Raw genomic sequence first — 17969 nt, forward strand, 5'->3', positions numbered from 1 at the left:
GCAATGCCCCGTTTCGCCGCCAACCTCTCGATGATGTTCACCGAGGTGCCGTTCCTCGATCGCTTCGATGCGGCCGCGCAGGCCGGATTCACCGCCGTTGAATTTCTCTTTCCCTATGAGCATCCGGTGGAAGCGGTGGCCGAGCGGCTGAAGCGCAACGGCCTGACGCAGGCGCTGTTCAATTTGCCGCCGGGCGACTGGAACGCGGGCGAGAAAGGTTTTGCGGCGCTTCCCTCGCGCTTCAATGATCTCAAGGCAAGCCTGGAGACGGCGCTGCCCTACGCCAGGGCCACCGGCGTCAAGCGGCTGCATTTGATGGCGGGCATCGCAAACCGCGGCGAACGCCTCGCGATCGAGGCCTTCTACAAATCCGTCGCATGGGCCGCCGAGTTCTTCGCAGCCCACGGCATCGACATCGTGCTCGAGCCGATCAATCCGCGCAACGTGCCCGGCTACTTCCTCAACGATTTCGGCTTCGCGCGCGATTTGATCCAGGAGCTGCGATTGCCCAACTTGAAGCTCCAGTTCGACATCTATCATTGCCAGATCATCCATGGCGACGTGACAATGCGCCTACGCGAGATGATGCCGATCATCGGCCATATCCAGGTCGCCAGCATTCCCTCGCGCAACGAGCCCGATGGCGAGGAGCTGAACTATCCATTCCTGTTCGAAGAGCTCGACCGGCTCGGCTATGCCGGCTTCGTCGGCTGCGAATACAATCCGCGCGGCAAGACCAGCGACGGTCTCGCCTGGTTCAAGCCTTATGCGGGAGTGAAATCGTGACACTTGCGTTGGGCTGCATTGCCGACGACTACACCGGCGCCTCCGATCTCGCCAACACGCTGACGCGCGCGGGCCTGCGCACCGTGCAGACCATCGGCGTGCCCGCGGATGATCTTGATCTGCCCGAGGTCGACGCCGTCGTGGTATCGCTGAAGAGCCGCTCGATCGAGCCGGGGCTCGCGGTGTCGCGCTCGCGCGCGGCCGAGACATGGCTGCGCAGCCGCGGCGCAAGCCACGTGCTGTTCAAGATCTGCTCGACCTTCGATTCCACGGATGCCGGCAATATCGGCCCGGTCATGGACGCGCTGCGTGCCGATTGCGGCGAGGCCGTCGTGCTGGTGACGCCGGCCTTTCCCGAGACCGGCCGCACCGTCTATCAGGGCAATCTGTTCGTCGGCGCCGTGCCGCTGAACGAGAGCCCGCTGAAGGACCACCCGCTCAACCCGATGCGCGATTCCAACCTGGTGCGCGTGCTGGCGCGCCAGAGCAAGACGCAGGTCGGGCTCGTCGATCTCGCGACCCTCTCGCGCGGGGCGGAAGCCGTGCGCGGCCGGCTTGCCGAATTCTCGGGCAAGGGCATTGGAGCCGCGATCATCGACGCGGTGTTCGACCGCGACCTCGAGACCATCGGCCTTGTCGCCGCAGAGCATCGGCTCTCGGTCGGCGCCTCCGGCATCGGCCTCGGGCTCGCCCGTGCGCTGGTGTCGACCGGCAAGGTCAAGTCGGCCGCGGCCAGCAGCGAGCAGGGGGCCGCCGTCGGCGGACAGGTGGCGTGCCTCGCCGGAAGCTGCTCGCAAGCCACCCTGCAGCAGATCGCCAACGCCGAACGCATCATGCCAGTACTGCATCTCGACACCGACCGTATTCTTACGGGGACAAATGAAGCGCAGCGCGCGCTGGACTGGGCGCGGGAACGATTGGCCCAGGGGCCGGTGCTGATTGCATCGAGCGCGACGCCGGCCGATGTCGCTGCCCTTCAGGCGCGCCACGGCCGCGACGCCGCCGGACACGCGATCGAGCAGACGATGGCCGACATCGCCGAAAATCTCGTGAAATCAGGCGTGCGGCGGCTGATCGTCGCGGGTGGTGAGACGTCCGGGGCTGTCGTCGACCGATTAAGGATTCCCGGGTTTCTCGTCGGAGTGGAGATCGCCGCGGGCGTCCCGGTGCTGCGCGCTGTTGGCGCTGCCGCAGGTGAGATGCTGCTTGCACTGAAATCAGGCAATTTCGGCGGACCGGAGTTTTTCTCGGATGCGATGAGGCTCATGCGCTGAGCGCAGGGCATTCTTAGCGCGCTGTTCATCTCTTTCGGGTTCCGTAGCGGTACCGGGGCGCCGCTTGCATCTGCTCTTTGGGCCAGATGTCGGCGCAGCTCCCTTTGGTTGATCCTTAAGACACCCGGACGCGCCCGCGCCAGCACAAGAGACCTGATTATGCTCGCCACTATCTCCATCCGCGCCAAGATCATCAGCGTCTTGGCGTTCCTGCTGGCCGCAATGGCCGGCATGGGCCTGCTCGCCGTCATGAAGATGCGGTCGATGAATGCCAATACCGTCGACATCACCACGAGCTGGATGCCGAGCGTGCGGGTGCTGGGCGAGATGCGGGCCGCGGTCATCACCTATCGCAACGTCGTTCGCGAGCACATGCTGTCCGAGACGCTGGACGACAAGCTGGCGCAGGAAAAGACTGCGGCGGTCGTGACCGAGGCGCTGGGTAAGGCCCGAAAGGCCTACGAGACGATGATCACTTCGCCGGAAGAGCGGGCGCTCTATACCGAGTGGTCGAAGCTGTGGGCCGAATACCAGAAGGGCGCCGAAGACGTCATGGAATTGTCGCGCAACGAGTTTGGCAAGGTCCCGCACGCGGCGCATGAGTTGAATACCAAGACCGTCAACAAGATCGGTCTGAAGTCTGACGAGGTCCTGGCGAAGGATATCGAGCTCAACACCAAGGGTGGTGATCAAGCGGCACAGGATGCCGCCGACAGCTATTCCTTCGCGTTCATGCTGCTCGCGATCATCCTCGGTGCTGCCATGATCGCCGGCATCGGAGTCGGCTTCTACCTCGTCCAGGACGTCTCCAGCGGCATCGCCTCGATCACCCGGCCGATGCAGGCGCTCGGCCACGGCGATCTCTCCGTCGAAGTCCCGCACCGGGGCGAGAAGACCGAGATCGGCGCCATGGCCGACGTGCTCCAGGTCTTCAAGGAGGCCCTGATCGCCAAGAAGGCCGCCGACGAGGCGGCAGCCGCCGATGCCGAAGCCAAGATCGAGCGCGGCCGCCGTGTCGACAACATCACCCGCGAGTTCGAGACGATGATCGGCGAGATCGTCCAGACCGTGTCGTCGGCCTCGAGCCAGCTGGAGGCCTCCGCCTCGACGCTGACCTCGACCGCCGACCGCTCGCAGCGGATGGCGACCACGGTTGCCGCGGCGTCGGAAGAAGCCTCCACCAACGTGCAGTCGGTGGCTTCCGCGACCGAAGAGATGGCCTCCTCGGTCGGTGAGATCAGCCGCCAGGTGCAGGAATCGGCGCGGATGGCGGGCGACGCCGTCGGCCAGGCCCGCGCCACCACCGAGCGGGTCAGCGAGCTGTCCAAGGCTGCCTCGCGTATCGGCGATGTCGTCGAGCTGATCAACACCATAGCCGGCCAGACCAACCTGCTGGCGCTGAACGCCACGATCGAGGCGGCGCGCGCCGGTGAAGCCGGCCGCGGCTTTGCGGTTGTCGCCTCCGAGGTGAAGGCGCTCGCCGAGCAGACCGCGAAAGCGACCGGCGAGATCGGCCAGCAGATCTCCGGCATCCAGGCGGCGACCAGCGACTCGGTCGGCGCCATCAAGGAGATCTCCTCGACCATCGAGCGTCTCTCGGAAATCTCCTCGGCCATTGCGGCCGCGGTGGAAGAGCAGGGCGCCGCGACCCAGGAAATCGCCCGTAACGTGCAGCAGGCGGCACAGGGCACCCAGCAAGTCTCCTCCAACATCACCGACGTGCAGCGCGGTGCGACCGAGACCGGCACGGCCTCTTCGCAGGTGCTCTCGGCGGCGCAGATGCTGTCCAACGATTCGAGCCGGCTGAAGAACGAGGTCAGCAAATTCCTGACCAACGTTCGCGCGGCGTGAGCTAAATTGCATCCAACTCGCCCGCGATCTCGGCAGGAAGATCGAGCTCGCGGTCTCGTAGGGTGGGCAAAGGCGCTCTTGCGCCGTGCCCACGTCTTTTCATCAAATAGCAAAGACGTGGGCACGCTTCGCTTTGCCCACCCTACGAGATCAAGCCACCCGCCACTCCGGCACGCCGTCGGCGGCCATCGTGATGTCGCCGAGCGACCCCACCGGCGTGCGATCCATATTCAACAGGTGCGCCAGCGTCACGCTGTCGCTCGCCGGAATCCGCGCCAGCGTGCGCCGGTCATCTTCCGTCCGCAGCATCACCACGCCGTGCTCGACCTCTCCGCCGCGGCCATAGAGCACCGTAAAGCTCTCGACCTTGCCCTTGCCCGAGGCCTCCGTGATGAGCTGCGGCACCGCGCGCTTGTTGCGATCGGCCTCGCGTTGCACGCTCGTCTCCTGCGCCAGCGCCTCGCGCGGCGCAATCTTCGACAAGACCAGCGCGTGATGCTTGGTAACAAAACCGCCCTGGCCGTAGAGCAGGCCGAGCTTGTCGCCACCGCGTATCCGCCGCACCATGGCGCAGGCCGCATGCGTCATGTAGGTGTTGAGCGGCGCACCGAAGAAGGTGAGGCCGCCGGTCACGGTCGGCTGCACGTCGGCGGAAAGGCCGAGCGTTCGCCGCGCCATCTTCGGCACGCACGGAAAGCAGCTATAGAGCTCGATCGCGTCGAACTTCTTGCCGGCGCCGCCCGCGAGATCCATCGCCGCCTTCAGCACGGCGTTCTGCGGATGGCTCTCATAAAATTGGTCGCGCAGCAGATAGTCGCGCGGCTCCTCGGCCGAAGCGCCGCCGAGCGGATAGACCAGCTTGTCTTCGGCGATCCCGGCCGCGCGCGCCTTGGCGAGGCTGGTGAGCAACAGCGCACCGCCCATGTTGACGCTGGGGTTGGCGACCATCAGCTTGTTGTAGGGCCAGGCGATCAGCCGGTTGTCCGCCGTCGGCGTCGTGATCTCATCAGGCGTATAGCGCCGCTTCAGCCAGGCATTTGGATTCTGCGCGGCGGCTTCCGAATAGCGCGACCACAGCGTGCCGGATTCCGCCATCGCCTCGCGCGGCGTCTGGCCCCAATGCGCGGAGGAGGCGGCCTCGTAGAACGGATAGACGGTGACGGGCCGGAACACGCCGAGCTTCACCGCCAAGGGCTTCTGGAACGCCGCGCCGCGCTTGGGTTCCACGACATCATGGGCGAACGGTGTCCATGGCAGCTTGACGCCGGCGCGATCGGCTTTCGTCGCGCTCGATTGCGCCTCGGCGCCGCAGACCGCAGCTACCGTGCACTCACCGCGCGCGATGCGCTTTGCCGCCTCGTGGATGTAGCGGATCGGGCTCTCGCCGCCGACCGGGCCATAATAGCAATGCGCCGGTGTGATGCCGAGCCGTTGTGCCAGCAGCTTCTCCGGATCGCGATAGCGCCAGCTCAGGAAGTTGACGACGTCGAGCGACTGCACCTCACTGATCAGCCTTGCGCCGGCGTCGGCTTCTGCGCGCTGCAAGGCCCGTTCGAGCAGGTCGAGCGGTTCGAGGCCGTCGGTGATCTCCTTGGGGCGGTCGACGATCTCGCCGATGCCGACGATGACGGGGATGCGATCTTCGAGGATATTGGTCATTTCTTGTTGGTTCACTTTTTAGGTCTTCGGCACGCCGTCGCCCTTCGAGGGCCGCTGAAGAAGCGGCCACCTCAGGGTGACGGCTACGGAAAAGGCGTCATCCTGAGGTGCGAGATCGGCGGCGCAGCGCGCCGTCGGGCGAGCCTCGAAGGATGGGCTGCGGGCGTTGCTCTGGCCAAGCCACGTCACTCCGAAACCAGCGCATTCATGTGCTCGATGGCTTCGGCAAACTCTTCCTTGAACTCCTGCACCACGGCGCCGGCCGATTTCACGCTGTCGATCAATCCGACGCCCTGGCCGACGAAATAGCTCACGAGATCACGCGCCTTGGCGTTGCCCGCGGCAGCAGCCCGGTCGATCGAATCGAAAGCGTCGCGACTGACGATGCTCTGCAGCGGCATCGGCAGCGCGCCCGGGCTTTCGGGGGCGCGGTCCCAGGCATCGGTCCAGACCGAGCGAAGCTGCCGCGCCGGCTTGCCGGTGCGGCCTTTGGAACGGACCGCATCGCGGGATGATGCCGCGATCATCTTCTCGCGAAAGATCTCGCTGGTCTCGGATTCGACTGTCGCCAGCCACACCGAGCCGGTCCAGGCGCCGGCGGCGCCCATCGCCATGCAGGCCGCCATCTGCCGCCCCGTCATGATGCCGCCGGCGGCCAGCACCGGCACGTCGCGAACCTTTTTGATCGCCTTGATCACTTCAGGCACCAGAACCATGGTCGAGACCTCGCCGCAATGGCCGCCGGCCTCGGTGCCCTGCACCACGAGAATGTCGACGCCGGCCGCGACCTGGCGCAGCGCGTGCTCCTTGGCGCCGACCAGGGCCGCAACAGGCACGTTGTGCTTCCTGCCCATCTCGATCATGGCCTTGGGCGGCACGCCGAGCGCGTTGGCGATCAGCCGGATCGGATGATTGAACGAGACTTTCAGCAGCTCCAGCGCGGTCTCGGCATCGAAGGGTTGCGGCTGGTTGTCGTCCACCTCTGTCGTCGTCAGCTCGATGTCGTACTTCTTCAGGAGGTCGCGCGTGTAGGCGCGGTGCTCCAGCGGCACGCGCGCTTCCAGGCTCTTCCAGGTGACGTGCTTCTCGCCTGATGTAGAGATGTTCTCCGGGATCAGCACGTCGATGCCATAGGGCTTGCCGTCGACGTGATCGTCGATCCATTTCAGCTCGTGTTCGAGCGTATCGGGCGTGTGAACGGTGGCGCCCAGCACGCCGAAACCGCCGGCGCGGCTGACGGCGGCCACGACGTCGCGACAATGGCTGAAGGCGAGTAGCGGGAACTCGATGCCCAGCATGTCGCAGATCGGCGATTTCATGGTCCTCTCCCGGCGGCCTTCGCATTCTCGTTGCTTTCGCTCGCGAAGCAAAGCAACTCCGGCCGATCGATGACATGCTGGATTGGGCGAGGTATCTTGTGTGTAGACGTCGCGCTCTTCCCGCCATCATTCCGGGGCTCGCGTCAGCGAGAGCCCGGAAGCCATTTTCCAGAGCATTCCCGGCGGCGCGATGGATTCCGTGCTCGCCCTGCGGGCGTCCCGGAACGACGGCGAGCGGGATTGCCATGACGAAACGGTGAGGTGCCCCGCCCGGCAATGCATCTCAAAGGGCTTGCCATGGGCAAATCGGGGTCTAATTAATGCAGGCGCATCTTTCCGCCGGAGCATTCGCATGACCGATACCCCTTACGTGCCGCCCAAGGTCTGGACCTGGAACAAGGAGAATGGCGGTCAGTTCGCCAGCATCAACCGGCCGATTGCCGGCCCCACCCACGACAGGGAACTGCCGGTCGGCAAGCATCCGCTCCAGCTCTATTCGCTGGCGACGCCGAACGGGGTGAAGGTCACTGTGATGCTGGAGGAGCTTCTGGCGCTCGGCCACAAGGGGGCTGAATACGATGCCTGGCTGATCAGAATAGGCAATGGCGACCAGTTCGGCAGCGGCTTCGTCGACATCAACCCGAACTCGAAAATCCCGGCGCTGATGGACCGCTCCGGCCCCGAGCCGATCCGCGTGTTCGAATCCGGCTCCATCCTGTTCTACCTCGCCGAGAAGTTCGGCGCCTTCCTGCCCAAGGACACCAAGACCCGCACCGAAGCGATGTCGTGGCTGTTCTGGCAGATGGGCAGCGCGCCGTATCTCGGCGGCGGCTTTGGCCATTTCTACGCCTACGCACCGTTCAAGATCGAATACGCCATCGATCGCTTTGCGATGGAGGTCAAGCGCCAGCTCGACGTGCTCGACCGGCGTCTTGCCGACAACGAATATCTTGCGGGCAAGGAGTATACGATCGCGGACATGGCAGTGTGGCCGTGGTACGGCGCGCTCGCCAAGGGGCTGGTCTACGGCGCCGGCGAGTTCCTGTCCGTGCAGGACTACAAGAACGTGCAGCGCTGGACCGATGAGATCGCGAAGCGCCCCGCGGTGAAGCGGGGCCGCATGGTCAACCGTGTCTCCGGCGATCCCGCCAGCCAGCTCCACGAGCGCCACGACGCATCCGATTTCGAGACCAAGACGCAGGACAAGCTCACGCCGGCGACGTGAGGTGCGTAGGGCGGATTCGCGAAGCGTAATTCGCCGCTCTTGTTGCAGTCGTTCGGCGGATTGCGCTTGCGCTAATCCGCCCTACGGTTCTTCGAGACCAAGACGCAGGATAAGCTCGCGGCCGCGACGTAGCTCAAACTGCGTAGGGTGGGCAAAGCGGAAGCGTGCCCACCATTCCTAGTGACGAGCCGTGATGGTGGGCACGGCGCGCGAAGAGCGCGCCTTTGCCCACCCTACGGCATCTCGCAAGTCAAGCCATGCTCAGTTCGTGGCGGCCGACGACCATCCAGTGCACCTCGTCCGGACCGTCCGCAAAGCGCAGGTGCCGGACGTCCTGGTACATCTCGGCCAGGGGGGTCCAGTGCGAGATGCCGGTGGCGCCGTGCATCTGGATCGCCTGGTCGATGATCTTGCAGGCGCGCTCGGGCACCATGGCCTTGACCATGGAGACCCAGACGCGGGCCTCCTTGTTGCCGAGCACGTCCATCGCCTTGGCGGCCTTCAGCACCATCAGCCGCATCGCCTCGATCTCGCAGCGCGCCTGCGCGATGATCTGCATGTTGCCGCCGAGATGGGCGATCTTCTTGCCGAAGGCTTCGCGGGTGAGGCCCCGCTGCACCATCAGGTCCAGCGCCTTCTCGGCCTTGCCGATGGTCCGCATGCAGTGATGGATGCGGCCCGGCCCGAGGCGCAGCTGCGAGATCTCGAAGCCGCGACCCTCGCCGAGCAGAATGTTCTCCTTCGGCACCCGCACATTGTTGAAGCGCATATGCATGTGGCCGCGCGGCGCGTGGTCCTGGCCGAACACGTACATGGGCCCGAGCACTTCGACGCCGGGCGTATCGCGCGGCACCAGGATCTGCGACTGCTGCTTGCTCGGCGCCGCGTCCGGATTGGTCTTCACCATGACGATGAGGATCTTGCAGCGGGGATCGCCTAAGCCGGAGATGTAATACTTCTCGCCGTTGATGACCCATTCGTCGCCGACGAGTTTGGCCGTGGTCGAGATGTTCTTGGCGTCGGAGGAGGCGACGTTCGGCTCGGTCATGACATAGGCCGAACGGATCTCGCCGTTGAGCAGCGGCTTCAGCCACTTCTCCTTCTGCTCCTTGGTGCCGACGCGCTCCAGCACCTCCATGTTGCCGGTGTCGGGCGCCGAGCAGTTCATGGTCTCGGATGCAAGCGGGCTCTTGCCGAGCTCGGCGGCGATATAGGCGTAATCGAGATTCTTCAGGCCCTGGCCGGTCTCGTCATCAGGCAGGAAGAAATTCCAGAGGCCTTCCTTCTTGGCCTTGTTCTTGGCGACCTCGAGCACCTCGAGCTGCTTCGGCGTAAAGCTCCAGCGGTCCTCCTTGCCTTCGCCTGCCTTGGCGAACTCGATCGACATCGGCTCGACCGTCTCGCGGATGAACTTCTTGACGTGATCGTAGAGCGGCCGGACCTGGTCCGACATGCGTAGGTCATTGAGCTCATCACCCGGATTGAGCGTGTAGTTGGTGGTGCGGGGAAAGTAGGCGTGTTTTGTCATTGTTCCTCCCGGGGCGCTGATCGTGTTGGCCGGGAGAATAGTCGCAGCGCCGTGAAAGTGCGAGCGCGTATTTTTTCGCGCGGGCCATGCCATGCGATGGAATTTTCGCGAGACGTTTGAAATGTTGTTTGAATGGTGGTGAAGTTTCTGCGTATCGGTGCGCCATCTCCGCACTCATCGCCCGATTTAATCGGGCGATCCAGTACTCCGAGGCCGCAGTGATAGAACCGAGAGGCCGCGGCGTACTGGATGCCCCGCCTTCGCGGGGCATGACGGTGGTGGTTGCTGCAGCTCAGCTCGGCATCCGATGCATCGCGCAGATCTTGTTGCCGTCGAGATCGCGCAAGTAAGCAATATAGAGTTTGTTCCCCCCGCCCTCGCGGATCCCCGGCGGATTCTCGATCGGCATCCCGCCAGCGGCGATGCCGGCGGCGTGCCATCTGTCGACCTGCTCGGGCGAGTTGGCGGCAAAGCCGATGGTGCCGCCATTGGCGCAGGTCGCCGGCTCCCCGTTGATCGGCCGGGTCACCGAGAACACGCCGGTCCTGGTGAAGTAGAAGATGCGGTGACCATCGACCTTGGCCGGACGCACGTCGAGCGTGCCGAGCAGCGCGTCGTAGAACGCCTTGGCCTTGTCGAGATCGTTGGTGCCGATCATGACGTGTGAGAACATGGTCTTTCTTCCTCCCAGCTTTGAACTGTAGGGTGGGAATAGCGAAGCGTGCCCACCACGTCTGGACGGCGTGGGCACGGCGCAAGGGCGCCTTTGCCCACCCTACGAAATCTCAACACTCTGTATGGCCGACGCGTCCCGTGAGGTCGAAAAGGTCCATGGCGCGTTTCCTGTTTTTGGCAAGACGTCTTGGTATGCCGCGCATCAGCCGCTGCGCGCAAGATTGCTTGCCATGCCATGATCACCATGGACAAGACCGCGCCAAAAATCAAATATGCACCCCGGCAAAACCAAATTCCGGTCTGCGAAACATCGCGCCGCAACTGACGAGGAAACCATGCAGTTCAAACACGTCACGCTCGAATTCGATGGTTCGGTCGCGATCCTCAAGCTCGACCATCAGGAGGTGATGAACGCGGTCTCCGTGGACATGCTGGGCGGCCTCTCCGATGCGCTCGACGCGATCGAGGAGAAAAAGGACGAGGTGCGCTGCGTCGTTCTGACCGGCGCGGGCCGCGCGTTCTGCACCGGTGCAAATCTTCAAGGCCGCAACAACCAGTCCAAGAAGACCAAGGCCGGCTTGACGCTGGAGACCGGCTTCCATCCGTTCCTGCGCCGCATCCGCAACCTGCATTGCCCGATCGTGACCGCGGTCAACGGCCCCGCCGCCGGCGCCGGCATGAGCTTCGCGCTGCTCGGCGACATGATCTTGTGCGCGCGTTCCTCTTACTTCCTGCAAGCGTTCCGCCGCATCGGCCTCGTGCCGGATTGCGGCTCGACCTGGCTGTTGCCGCGGCTGATCGGCAAGGCGCGTTCGGTCGAACTGTCGTTGATGGGCGAACGGCTGCCGGCCGAGAAGGCGCTGGAATGGGGCCTCGTCAACCGCGTCTATGATGACGGCGTGCTGATGGAGGAAGCGATGAAGCTCGCGCGCGACCTCGCCAGTGGCCCGACGGTGGCGCTGTCGCTGATCCGCAAGCTCTATTGGGATAGCCCGGAAAATTCCTTCGAAGAGCAGCTCAATCTCGAATTCCAGTGTCAGCTCCGTGCCGGCGATACCCAGGATTTCCGCGAGGGTGTCGGCGCCTTCCTCGAGAAGCGGCCGGCCAAATTCAACGGCAAATGATCAAAGGCAAATGATCGAGGCGGAGCTTTCCCGCAGCGTCCAGCGCTGGTGTCCGGGCGCAACCGGCGCTACCTCCGCGGCAAAGCTGTCGGGCGGCGCCAGCCAGGAGACCTGGCGCTTCGACATCACCCATCCCGACGGCCCGATCGGCGCGATCCTGCGCCGTTCGCCGAAGGGCTATGGTGCTGCGCCAACGCGCGCGGCGGGTCTTGCAGCTGAAGCGCAGCTGATGCAGCTGGCCTTCGAGGCCGGCGTGCCGTCGCCGCGCGTGATGCATGTGCTGACGCCGGATGACGATCTCGGCACCGGCTTCATCATGCAGCGGGTCGAGGGCGAGACCATCGCCCGCAAGATTCTCCGCGATGATGAATTCGCCGCGGCGCGTCCCATCCTGGCGCGGCAGATCGGCGGTGTGCTCGCGGGCTTGCATCGGCTTCCGCTGGACAAATTGCCCGGGTTGCGGAGCCGCAGCGCGACGCAGGAGATCTCCGAGTTCGATCGCGACTATCGCAGCCTGAACTGGCCAAAGCCGGTGTTCGAGCTTGCGCTGCGGTGGCTAGGCGACCACGATCCGGGCCCGTCGACTGAAGTGACGCTGGTGCACGGCGATTTCCGCAACGGCAATCTCGTTATCGGGGCCGACGGTGTCCGGGCGGTGCTGGACTGGGAACTCGCCCATCTCGGCGATCCCATGGAAGATCTTGGCTGGGTCTGCGTGAACTCATGGCGCTTTGGCGAGATCGACAAGCCTGTCGGCGGCTTTGGCTCGCGCGAGGAGTTGTTCGCCGGTTATGAGGCTGCCGGCCGCAAGGTCGATGCAGCGCGCGTCAGGTTCTGGGAAGTGATGGGGACGCTGCGCTGGGGCATCATGTGCGGCGGCATGATGCAGCGGTTCCGCGAGGGGCCGGATCATTCCATGGAGCGCGCCATGATCGGGCGCCGCGCCTCGGAGACCGAGATCGATCTGTTGCGGCTGCTCGCGCCGCGGGGAGATTAGGCATGCAGGACGAACCGACACCGATCGAGCTGACCAAGGCGGTCGCCGATTTCCTCCGCAACGACATCACCCCGCTGATATCAGGCCATCAGGCATTCAAGCTGCGCGTTGCGATCAACATCCTCGATCTCGTCACGCGTCAGCTGACGCGGGAGGCGGGGAGTGACGCCAAGGAGGTCGAGCGGCTGCGCGCGCTGCTCGGTGTTGACGGCTCGGTCACCGAGCTTAATCGCGAGCTCGCGGAGCGTATCGCGAAGGGCGAGGTTGATCTCGCAACGCCGGGCCTCGCCGAGCATCTGTGGGCGACTACGATGGACAAGCTTGCAGTCGATCAACCGAACTATGCGTCCTACAAGCGCGAGCTGGGGCAAGGTGGGTAGGGCGGTCGCGCTCCATACTCGGTGTCATCGCCCGCGAAGGCGGGCGATCCAGTATTCCAGAAACAGCGGAAACTAAACCGAGAAGCCGCGGCGTACTGGATGCCCCGGTCAAGCCGGGGCATGACACCGGTGATAGTGGGGGCGCTCGTCGTCGTGACGGGAAAGATCGTCTACTTCCCCACCCATTTCGGTGGCCGCTTCTCCGAAAACGCCTTCGGCCCCTCGATGTAATCCTGCGAGGCGACCATCGCCTTCACGGCTGGATATTCGCGCTGCTCCTCGATCGCCTGCTCGAGCGACACGGCGAGGCCCTTCCGGATGGTCTGCTTCGAGGCGCGGATCGACATCGGCGAGTTCTTGGTGATCATCTCCGCCCAGCGCAGCGCGCCGGCGAGCGCCTCGCCCTGCGGCACCACCTCGTTGACGAAGCCGAGCTCAAATCCTTCCCTGGCACTGACATGGCGCGCCGTGAGGATCATGCCCATGGCGCGCTTCAGGCCGATCTGACGCGGCAGGCGGTGCAGGCCGCCGGCGAGTGCGGCAAGGCCCACGCGCGGCTCGGGCAGGGCGAAGGTCGCATTCTCCGAGGCAATGATGAGATCGCAGGCCAGCGCGATCTCGAAACCGCCGCCCATGGCAACGCCGTTGACCGCGGCGATGATCGGCTTGTCGCAGTCGAAACGCGACGTGAGGCCGGCAAAGCCGCCCTTGTCCCAGCCGCGCTTGCCGCCGGCCGCCTGCCATTTCAGATCGTTGCCGGCGCAGAATGCCTTGTCGCCGGCGCCGGTGACGATGGCGACCCATTGCTCGGGGTCCGTTGCGAAATCGTCGAATACCTTGTTGAGCTCGAAATGCGCCTCGATGTGCAGCGCGTTGTAGACCTCGGGCCGCGACAGCGTGACGATTGTGATCGGCCCCTTGCGTTCCACCTTTGAGAATTTCAGCTCCATCGCGCGCTCCCGCATTTTCTCGTGAAGGAATATTGGAATCATACTATCGCGCCACAGCGCGAGAGCACCATCGAATTGCGCGGGTGCGCCTTGCGCGTCTCACACGCGTCGGCTTGCTTGACTTGCGCGCGCACTTCTCACCTTAATCGTGCGAAGCAAAAGCGCGCCTAGCGCCTTAACGCAAAACGATAAAATCGATCCGGGAGAGAACCTGTGGATTTCTCACTGCCTGCCGATCTCGTCGCCTATCTCGGAGAGCTCGATCGTTTCATCGAGCGCGAGATCAAGCCGCTGGAACAGGCCGACGACAACATCCGCTTTTTCGATCATCGCCGCGAATGGGCGCGCACCGATTTCGAAAATGGGGGCCTGCCACGGCATGAATGGGAAGCGCTGCTGCGCAAGGCCAAGGATCTCGCCGACGCCGCTGGCCATCTGCGCTTTCCGGTACCGAAGCAATATGGCGGCAAGGACGGCTCCAACCTCTGGATGGCGGTGATCCGCGAGCACTTTGCCGCGAAGGGCCTCGGCCTCCACAACGATCTCCAGAACGAGCACTCCATTGTCGGCAACTTCCCCGTCGTCACCATGCTCGACCGCTACGGAAGCGACGACCAGAAGGCGATGATCGACGGCTCGATCAAGGGCAAGTATCGCATCACCTTTGGCCTGACCGAGCCGCATCACGGCTCGGACGCCACGCACATGGAGACGCGTGCGGTGCCTGCGGTCAGAGACAAGGTCAAGGGCTGGATCATCAACGGCGAGAAGATGTGGACGACAGGCATGCATGTCGCCACGCATTGCGCGCTGTTCGCGCGCACGTCGGGCAATGACGGCGACGCGCGCGGCATCACCTGCTTCCTGGTACCGGCCAAGAGCCACGGCGTGAAGGTCGAGGAATATATGTGGACCTTCAACATGCCGACCGACCATCCGCGTGTCAGCTTTACGGACGTGTTCGTGCCTGAAGATGCACAGTTCGGCGAGGTCGGCCGCGGCCTGTCGCTGGCGCAATGTTTTGTCCATCAAAACCGCATCCGCCAGGCTGCGAGCTCGCTGGGCGCTGCCGTCTACTGCATTAACGAGAGCGTCAAATACGCCCGTGAGCGAAAGCCGTTCGGCAAGGCGCTTGCCGAGAACCAGGCGATCCAGTTTCCGCTGGTTGAGCTTGCGACCCAAGCCGAGATGCTGCGCCTGTTGATCCGGAAGACCGCCTGGGAGATGGACCAGCTCAACGAGGAGCAGATCGAGCGCACGCTCTCCGACCGTGTCTCGATGTGCAACTATATTGCAAACCGTCTTTGTTGTGAGTCGGCCGACCGCGCCATGCAGGTCCACGGCGGCATGGGCTATTCACGCCACAAGCCGTTCGAGCACATTTATCGGCATCACCGGCGTTACCGCATCACCGAGGGCAGTGAGGAGATCCAGATGCGCAAAGTGGCGGGGTTCTTGTTCGGCTATATGGGGCCGGGGAAGCATTGAGGCTTGCACCGGTGCCGTAGGGCGGGCAAAGCGAAGCGTGCCCACGATCACTTGAATACGGAACGAGATGGTGGGCACGGCGCTTCGCGCCTTTGCCCACCCTACGGCACCTGCGGATCAATTCACCCGTCGATGCTTCCCCGCCCAATAGGGCTCCCGCAATTGCCGCCGCAGGATCTTGCCGCTCGGATTCCGCGGCAGCGCCGGCAAGAACTCCACGCTCTTCGGCGTCTTGTAGCCGGCGATGCGCGTCCGGGTGAAGTTGATGATGTCGGTGGCGGTTGCCTGCTTGCCCGGCTTCATCACCACGACCGCCTTCACCGCTTCGCCCCAGGTGTCGTCGGGTACGCCGATCACCGCGGCTTCCGCGACGTCAGGATGATCGCACAGCGCGCTCTCGACTTCGGCGGGGTAGATGTTCTCGCCGCCGGAGATGATCATGTCCTTGATGCGATCGTGGATGTAGAGGTAGCCGTCCTCGTCCATGTAGCCGGCATCGCCCGTGCGTAGCCAGCCGTCGCTGCGCAGCGTCGCAGCGGTTGCCTCCGGCAAATTCCAATAGCCGGCCATGTTGGAGCCGGAGCGCGTCGCGATCTCGCCGACCTGGCGCGGCGGCAGCGGTTTGCCGTCGGCATCGAGGATTGCGATCTCGACGCCCGGCAGCGCCTTGCCGGCGGAGCGCGTCCGCTCGAGACCCTCGACGTGGTCCTCCGGCGGCAGCGCGACGATAGTGCCTGTCGTCTCGGTCATCCCATACATCTGCACGAAGCCGCATTTGAAGACCTCGATGCATTCCTTCAGCAGCGCCGCCGGAATGGGGGAGGCGCCGTACAGCATGTATTTCAGCCGAGAGAAGTCGACCGTCTTGGCGCGCGGCTGCCGCACCACGAACTGCATCGCTGCCGGCACCATGAAGAGTTTAGTGATGCCCGACTGCTCGAAGAAATCCAGCTCCTTGGTCGGATCGAACTCGCGCGCGATCACGCCACGGGCGCCGTGATAGAGTCCCATCACGCCCCACCCCGAGCCGCCGATGTGGAAGATCGGCATCGCCACCAGCGACACGTCGTCGGTCGACCACCGGTTCCATTCCGGCTTGTCCTCGGCATTGCCGGTCTGCACGAGGTTGAGGAAGTTCGCATGGCTCAGCATCGCGCCCTTCGGCTTGCCCGTGGTCCCTGACGTGTAGAGCTGAATCGCGATGTCACGGGTATCGATCGCAACCTTCGGGTCGTCGCCGCTCTGCGCGTCCCGCCAGGCCGTGAAATCCTGCCACTCCGGCGCGCCGCCCTCGGTCGTGATGATCGTGCGCACGCCCGGGATTTGGTCCCTGATCTGACGGATTTGCGTGATGAATTCCGGTCCCACGAACAGCACGGGCGCCTTGCAGTCCGAGACGATGAAGGCGACCTCCGGCCCCGCGAGCCGCCAGTTCACCGGCGCCATCACCACGCCGGCTTTCATCGCACCCATCAGCAGCTCGAAATAGAAATCGCTGTTCTTGCCGAGATAGGCGATGCGGTCGCCCTTCTTCACGCCCATCGCGAGAAGCGCGTTGGCGACCTTGTTGGTCTTGATGTCGAATTCGGCAAAGCTGGTCACGCGGCCCTCGAACTCGAAGGCGATCGCTTTGCCGCGGCTCGTCGCGCGCTCGCGCACCATGTCGGCGAGGTCAGCCAATGGCTGTGTGGACATGTTTCTCCCGTGGGTGTTTTGTCTTTATGCCGGGGAGTGTGGCGTGATCGGCGGGTGAAGACAAGGTGGTGCCCCACCGTCGTCCTGGCGAAAGCCAGGACGACGAGAGAGGCTTACCCCCGCTTCGCCCGGTCCTTCTCGTTCTGTGCCATGATGCTTTCGCGCGCGGTCTTCCAGTCGTCGTCGCTCCAGTCGCGGAGCTGGTAGAAATTGCCGCCCATGGCGAGCGCCTGGGCGCCGTCCATGGCGATGGTCTCGCCGGTGATCCAGTCGCAGCCGCCGGAGATCAGGAACACCGCGAGGTTCTGCAGCTCCTCCATGGTCCCGACCCGGCCCATCGGATTCATCGCCTTGGTGCGCGCACCGGCCTCGTCACCGGGCTTGATGCGCTTGCTCATACCTTCGGTCGGAATTTCCCCGGGTGCGATGGTGTTGAGGCGGATGCCGTAGCGGCCCCATTCGGCCGCAAGCGACATCGTCATGGCGTGGATCGCAGACTTGCTCATGGCCGACGGCACCACATAGGGCGATCCGTTGCGCACCCAGGTCGTGGTGATCGAGACGACGTTGCCGGGCTGCTTCAGCGCGATCCAGCGTTTGCCGACCGCATGGGTCACGTAGAACGTGCCGTGCATGACGATGTTGGCGACCGCATCGAAGCCGCGCGGCGAGAGCTCTTCCGTGCGCGAGATGAAATTGCCGGCGGCGTTGTTGATGAGATCGGTTAGCGGCGCGTCGCGAAAAATGTTGTCGATCATCTCCTCGACGGCGAGCGCGTTTCGAATATCGACGCCGTGGCTGGTGACGCGGCCGCCATACTCACCCATCAGCTCGATCGCGGTCTCGTCGCAGACGATCTTGCGCCGTCCGCAGATGTGTACCTCGGCGCCGAGCTGAAGGAAGCGCGCCGCCATCGACTTGCCGAGCCCAGTGCCGCCGCCGGTCACGAGAATGCGCCGCCCAGCCAGAAGATTTTCCTTGAACATGGCTGTTTCTCCCATACGTATCGTCAGTTAAT

The 17969-nt window shown here is 64.2% G+C and carries 15 protein-coding genes; 8 read left to right on the plus strand and 7 right to left on the minus strand.

The window, feature by feature from the left end; translation table 11 throughout:
- Nucleotides 1–3: 3 nt before the first annotated feature.
- The 3 genes from otnI to HYH07_RS01950 all read left to right on the plus strand — a co-directional run bounded on the left by otnI (nucleotide 4) and on the right by HYH07_RS01950 (nucleotide 3911).
- Nucleotides 4–786: a 2-oxo-tetronate isomerase gene (gene otnI, locus HYH07_RS01940; protein WP_220000855.1), complete on the plus strand. Its 783-nt coding sequence runs from the start codon at nucleotides 4–6 to the stop codon at nucleotides 784–786.
- A complete protein-coding gene (gene otnK / locus HYH07_RS01945) occupies nucleotides 783–2060 on the plus strand; it encodes a 3-oxo-tetronate kinase (RefSeq protein WP_220000856.1) in 1278 nt (425 codons plus the stop codon). The genes otnI and otnK overlap by 4 nt, the downstream gene beginning before the upstream one ends.
- Nucleotides 2061–2219: 159 nt before the next feature.
- Nucleotides 2220–3911 carry a methyl-accepting chemotaxis protein gene (locus tag HYH07_RS01950; protein ID WP_220000857.1) on the plus strand — a complete coding sequence of 564 codons (1692 nt, stop codon included), beginning with the start codon at nucleotides 2220–2222 and terminating at the stop codon, nucleotides 3909–3911.
- 150 nt (nucleotides 3912–4061) lie between these two features.
- Here HYH07_RS01950 and HYH07_RS01955 read toward each other — a convergent pair whose 3' ends face one another.
- Together HYH07_RS01955 and HYH07_RS01960 are read right to left on the minus strand one after the other, a co-directional pair.
- On the minus strand, nucleotides 4062–5570 hold the full coding sequence (locus tag HYH07_RS01955; RefSeq protein WP_220000895.1) for an acetyl-CoA acetyltransferase: 1509 nt from the start codon (nucleotides 5568–5570) through the stop codon (nucleotides 4062–4064).
- Between the two features lie 185 nt (nucleotides 5571–5755).
- Entirely contained in the window at nucleotides 5756–6889 is a 1134-nt protein-coding gene (locus HYH07_RS01960) for a nitronate monooxygenase (protein ID WP_220000858.1), read from the minus strand.
- 352 nt (nucleotides 6890–7241) lie between these two features.
- Between HYH07_RS01960 and yghU the strand changes: the two genes are divergently transcribed.
- Nucleotides 7242–8114 carry a glutathione-dependent disulfide-bond oxidoreductase gene (yghU, locus tag HYH07_RS01965; protein ID WP_220000859.1) on the plus strand — a complete coding sequence of 291 codons (873 nt, stop codon included), beginning with the start codon at nucleotides 7242–7244 and terminating at the stop codon, nucleotides 8112–8114.
- Nucleotides 8115–8364: 250 nt separating this feature from the next.
- Here the strand turns inward: yghU and HYH07_RS01970 are convergent, their stop codons facing one another.
- The gene (locus HYH07_RS01970; RefSeq protein ID WP_220000860.1) at nucleotides 8365–9642 is read right to left on the minus strand and encodes an acyl-CoA dehydrogenase family protein; all 1278 of its coding nucleotides are present in this window, start codon (nucleotides 9640–9642) and stop codon (nucleotides 8365–8367) included.
- A gap of 292 nt (nucleotides 9643–9934) precedes the next feature.
- Complete coding sequence (locus tag HYH07_RS01975; protein ID WP_220000861.1) at nucleotides 9935–10315, minus strand: VOC family protein; 381 nt, start codon at nucleotides 10313–10315, stop codon at nucleotides 9935–9937.
- 337 nt (nucleotides 10316–10652) lie between these two features.
- Between HYH07_RS01975 and HYH07_RS01980 the strand changes: the two genes are divergently transcribed.
- The 3 genes from HYH07_RS01980 to HYH07_RS01990 are packed head-to-tail and all read left to right on the plus strand — an operon-like array spanning nucleotide 10653 to nucleotide 12818.
- Complete coding sequence (locus HYH07_RS01980; RefSeq protein ID WP_220000862.1) at nucleotides 10653–11441, plus strand: enoyl-CoA hydratase/isomerase; 789 nt, start codon at nucleotides 10653–10655, stop codon at nucleotides 11439–11441.
- Nucleotides 11442–11451: 10 nt separating this feature from the next.
- Complete coding sequence (locus tag HYH07_RS01985) at nucleotides 11452–12438, plus strand: phosphotransferase family protein (RefSeq protein WP_220000863.1); 987 nt, start codon at nucleotides 11452–11454, stop codon at nucleotides 12436–12438.
- Nucleotides 12439–12440: 2 nt separating this feature from the next.
- A complete protein-coding gene (locus HYH07_RS01990) occupies nucleotides 12441–12818 on the plus strand; it encodes a DUF6285 domain-containing protein (RefSeq protein WP_220000864.1) in 378 nt (125 codons plus the stop codon).
- 170 nt (nucleotides 12819–12988) lie between these two features.
- On the opposite strand, the gene HYH07_RS01995 is transcribed toward HYH07_RS01990, so the two are convergent.
- Nucleotides 12989–13768 (minus strand): enoyl-CoA hydratase-related protein, encoded by a 780-nt coding sequence (locus HYH07_RS01995; protein WP_220000865.1) that lies wholly within the window; start codon nucleotides 13766–13768, stop codon nucleotides 12989–12991.
- Nucleotides 13769–13981: 213 nt separating this feature from the next.
- Between HYH07_RS01995 and HYH07_RS02000 the strand changes: the two genes are divergently transcribed.
- Nucleotides 13982–15256 carry an acyl-CoA dehydrogenase family protein gene (locus HYH07_RS02000; RefSeq protein ID WP_220000866.1) on the plus strand — a complete coding sequence of 425 codons (1275 nt, stop codon included), beginning with the start codon at nucleotides 13982–13984 and terminating at the stop codon, nucleotides 15254–15256.
- A gap of 117 nt (nucleotides 15257–15373) precedes the next feature.
- Here the strand turns inward: HYH07_RS02000 and HYH07_RS02005 are convergent, their stop codons facing one another.
- Together HYH07_RS02005 and HYH07_RS02010 are read right to left on the minus strand one after the other, a co-directional pair.
- Nucleotides 15374–16951 carry a fatty acid--CoA ligase gene (locus HYH07_RS02005; protein WP_220000867.1) on the minus strand — a complete coding sequence of 526 codons (1578 nt, stop codon included), beginning with the start codon at nucleotides 16949–16951 and terminating at the stop codon, nucleotides 15374–15376.
- A gap of 113 nt (nucleotides 16952–17064) precedes the next feature.
- Nucleotides 17065–17937: an SDR family oxidoreductase gene (locus HYH07_RS02010; RefSeq protein WP_220000868.1), complete on the minus strand. Its 873-nt coding sequence runs from the start codon at nucleotides 17935–17937 to the stop codon at nucleotides 17065–17067.
- Nucleotides 17938–17969: the final 32 nt, after the last annotated feature.

Origin of the sequence: Bradyrhizobium sp. BR 10261, from assembly GCF_019455395.1 — a bacterium.
GTDB lineage: Bacteria > Pseudomonadota > Alphaproteobacteria > Rhizobiales > Xanthobacteraceae > Bradyrhizobium > Bradyrhizobium manausense.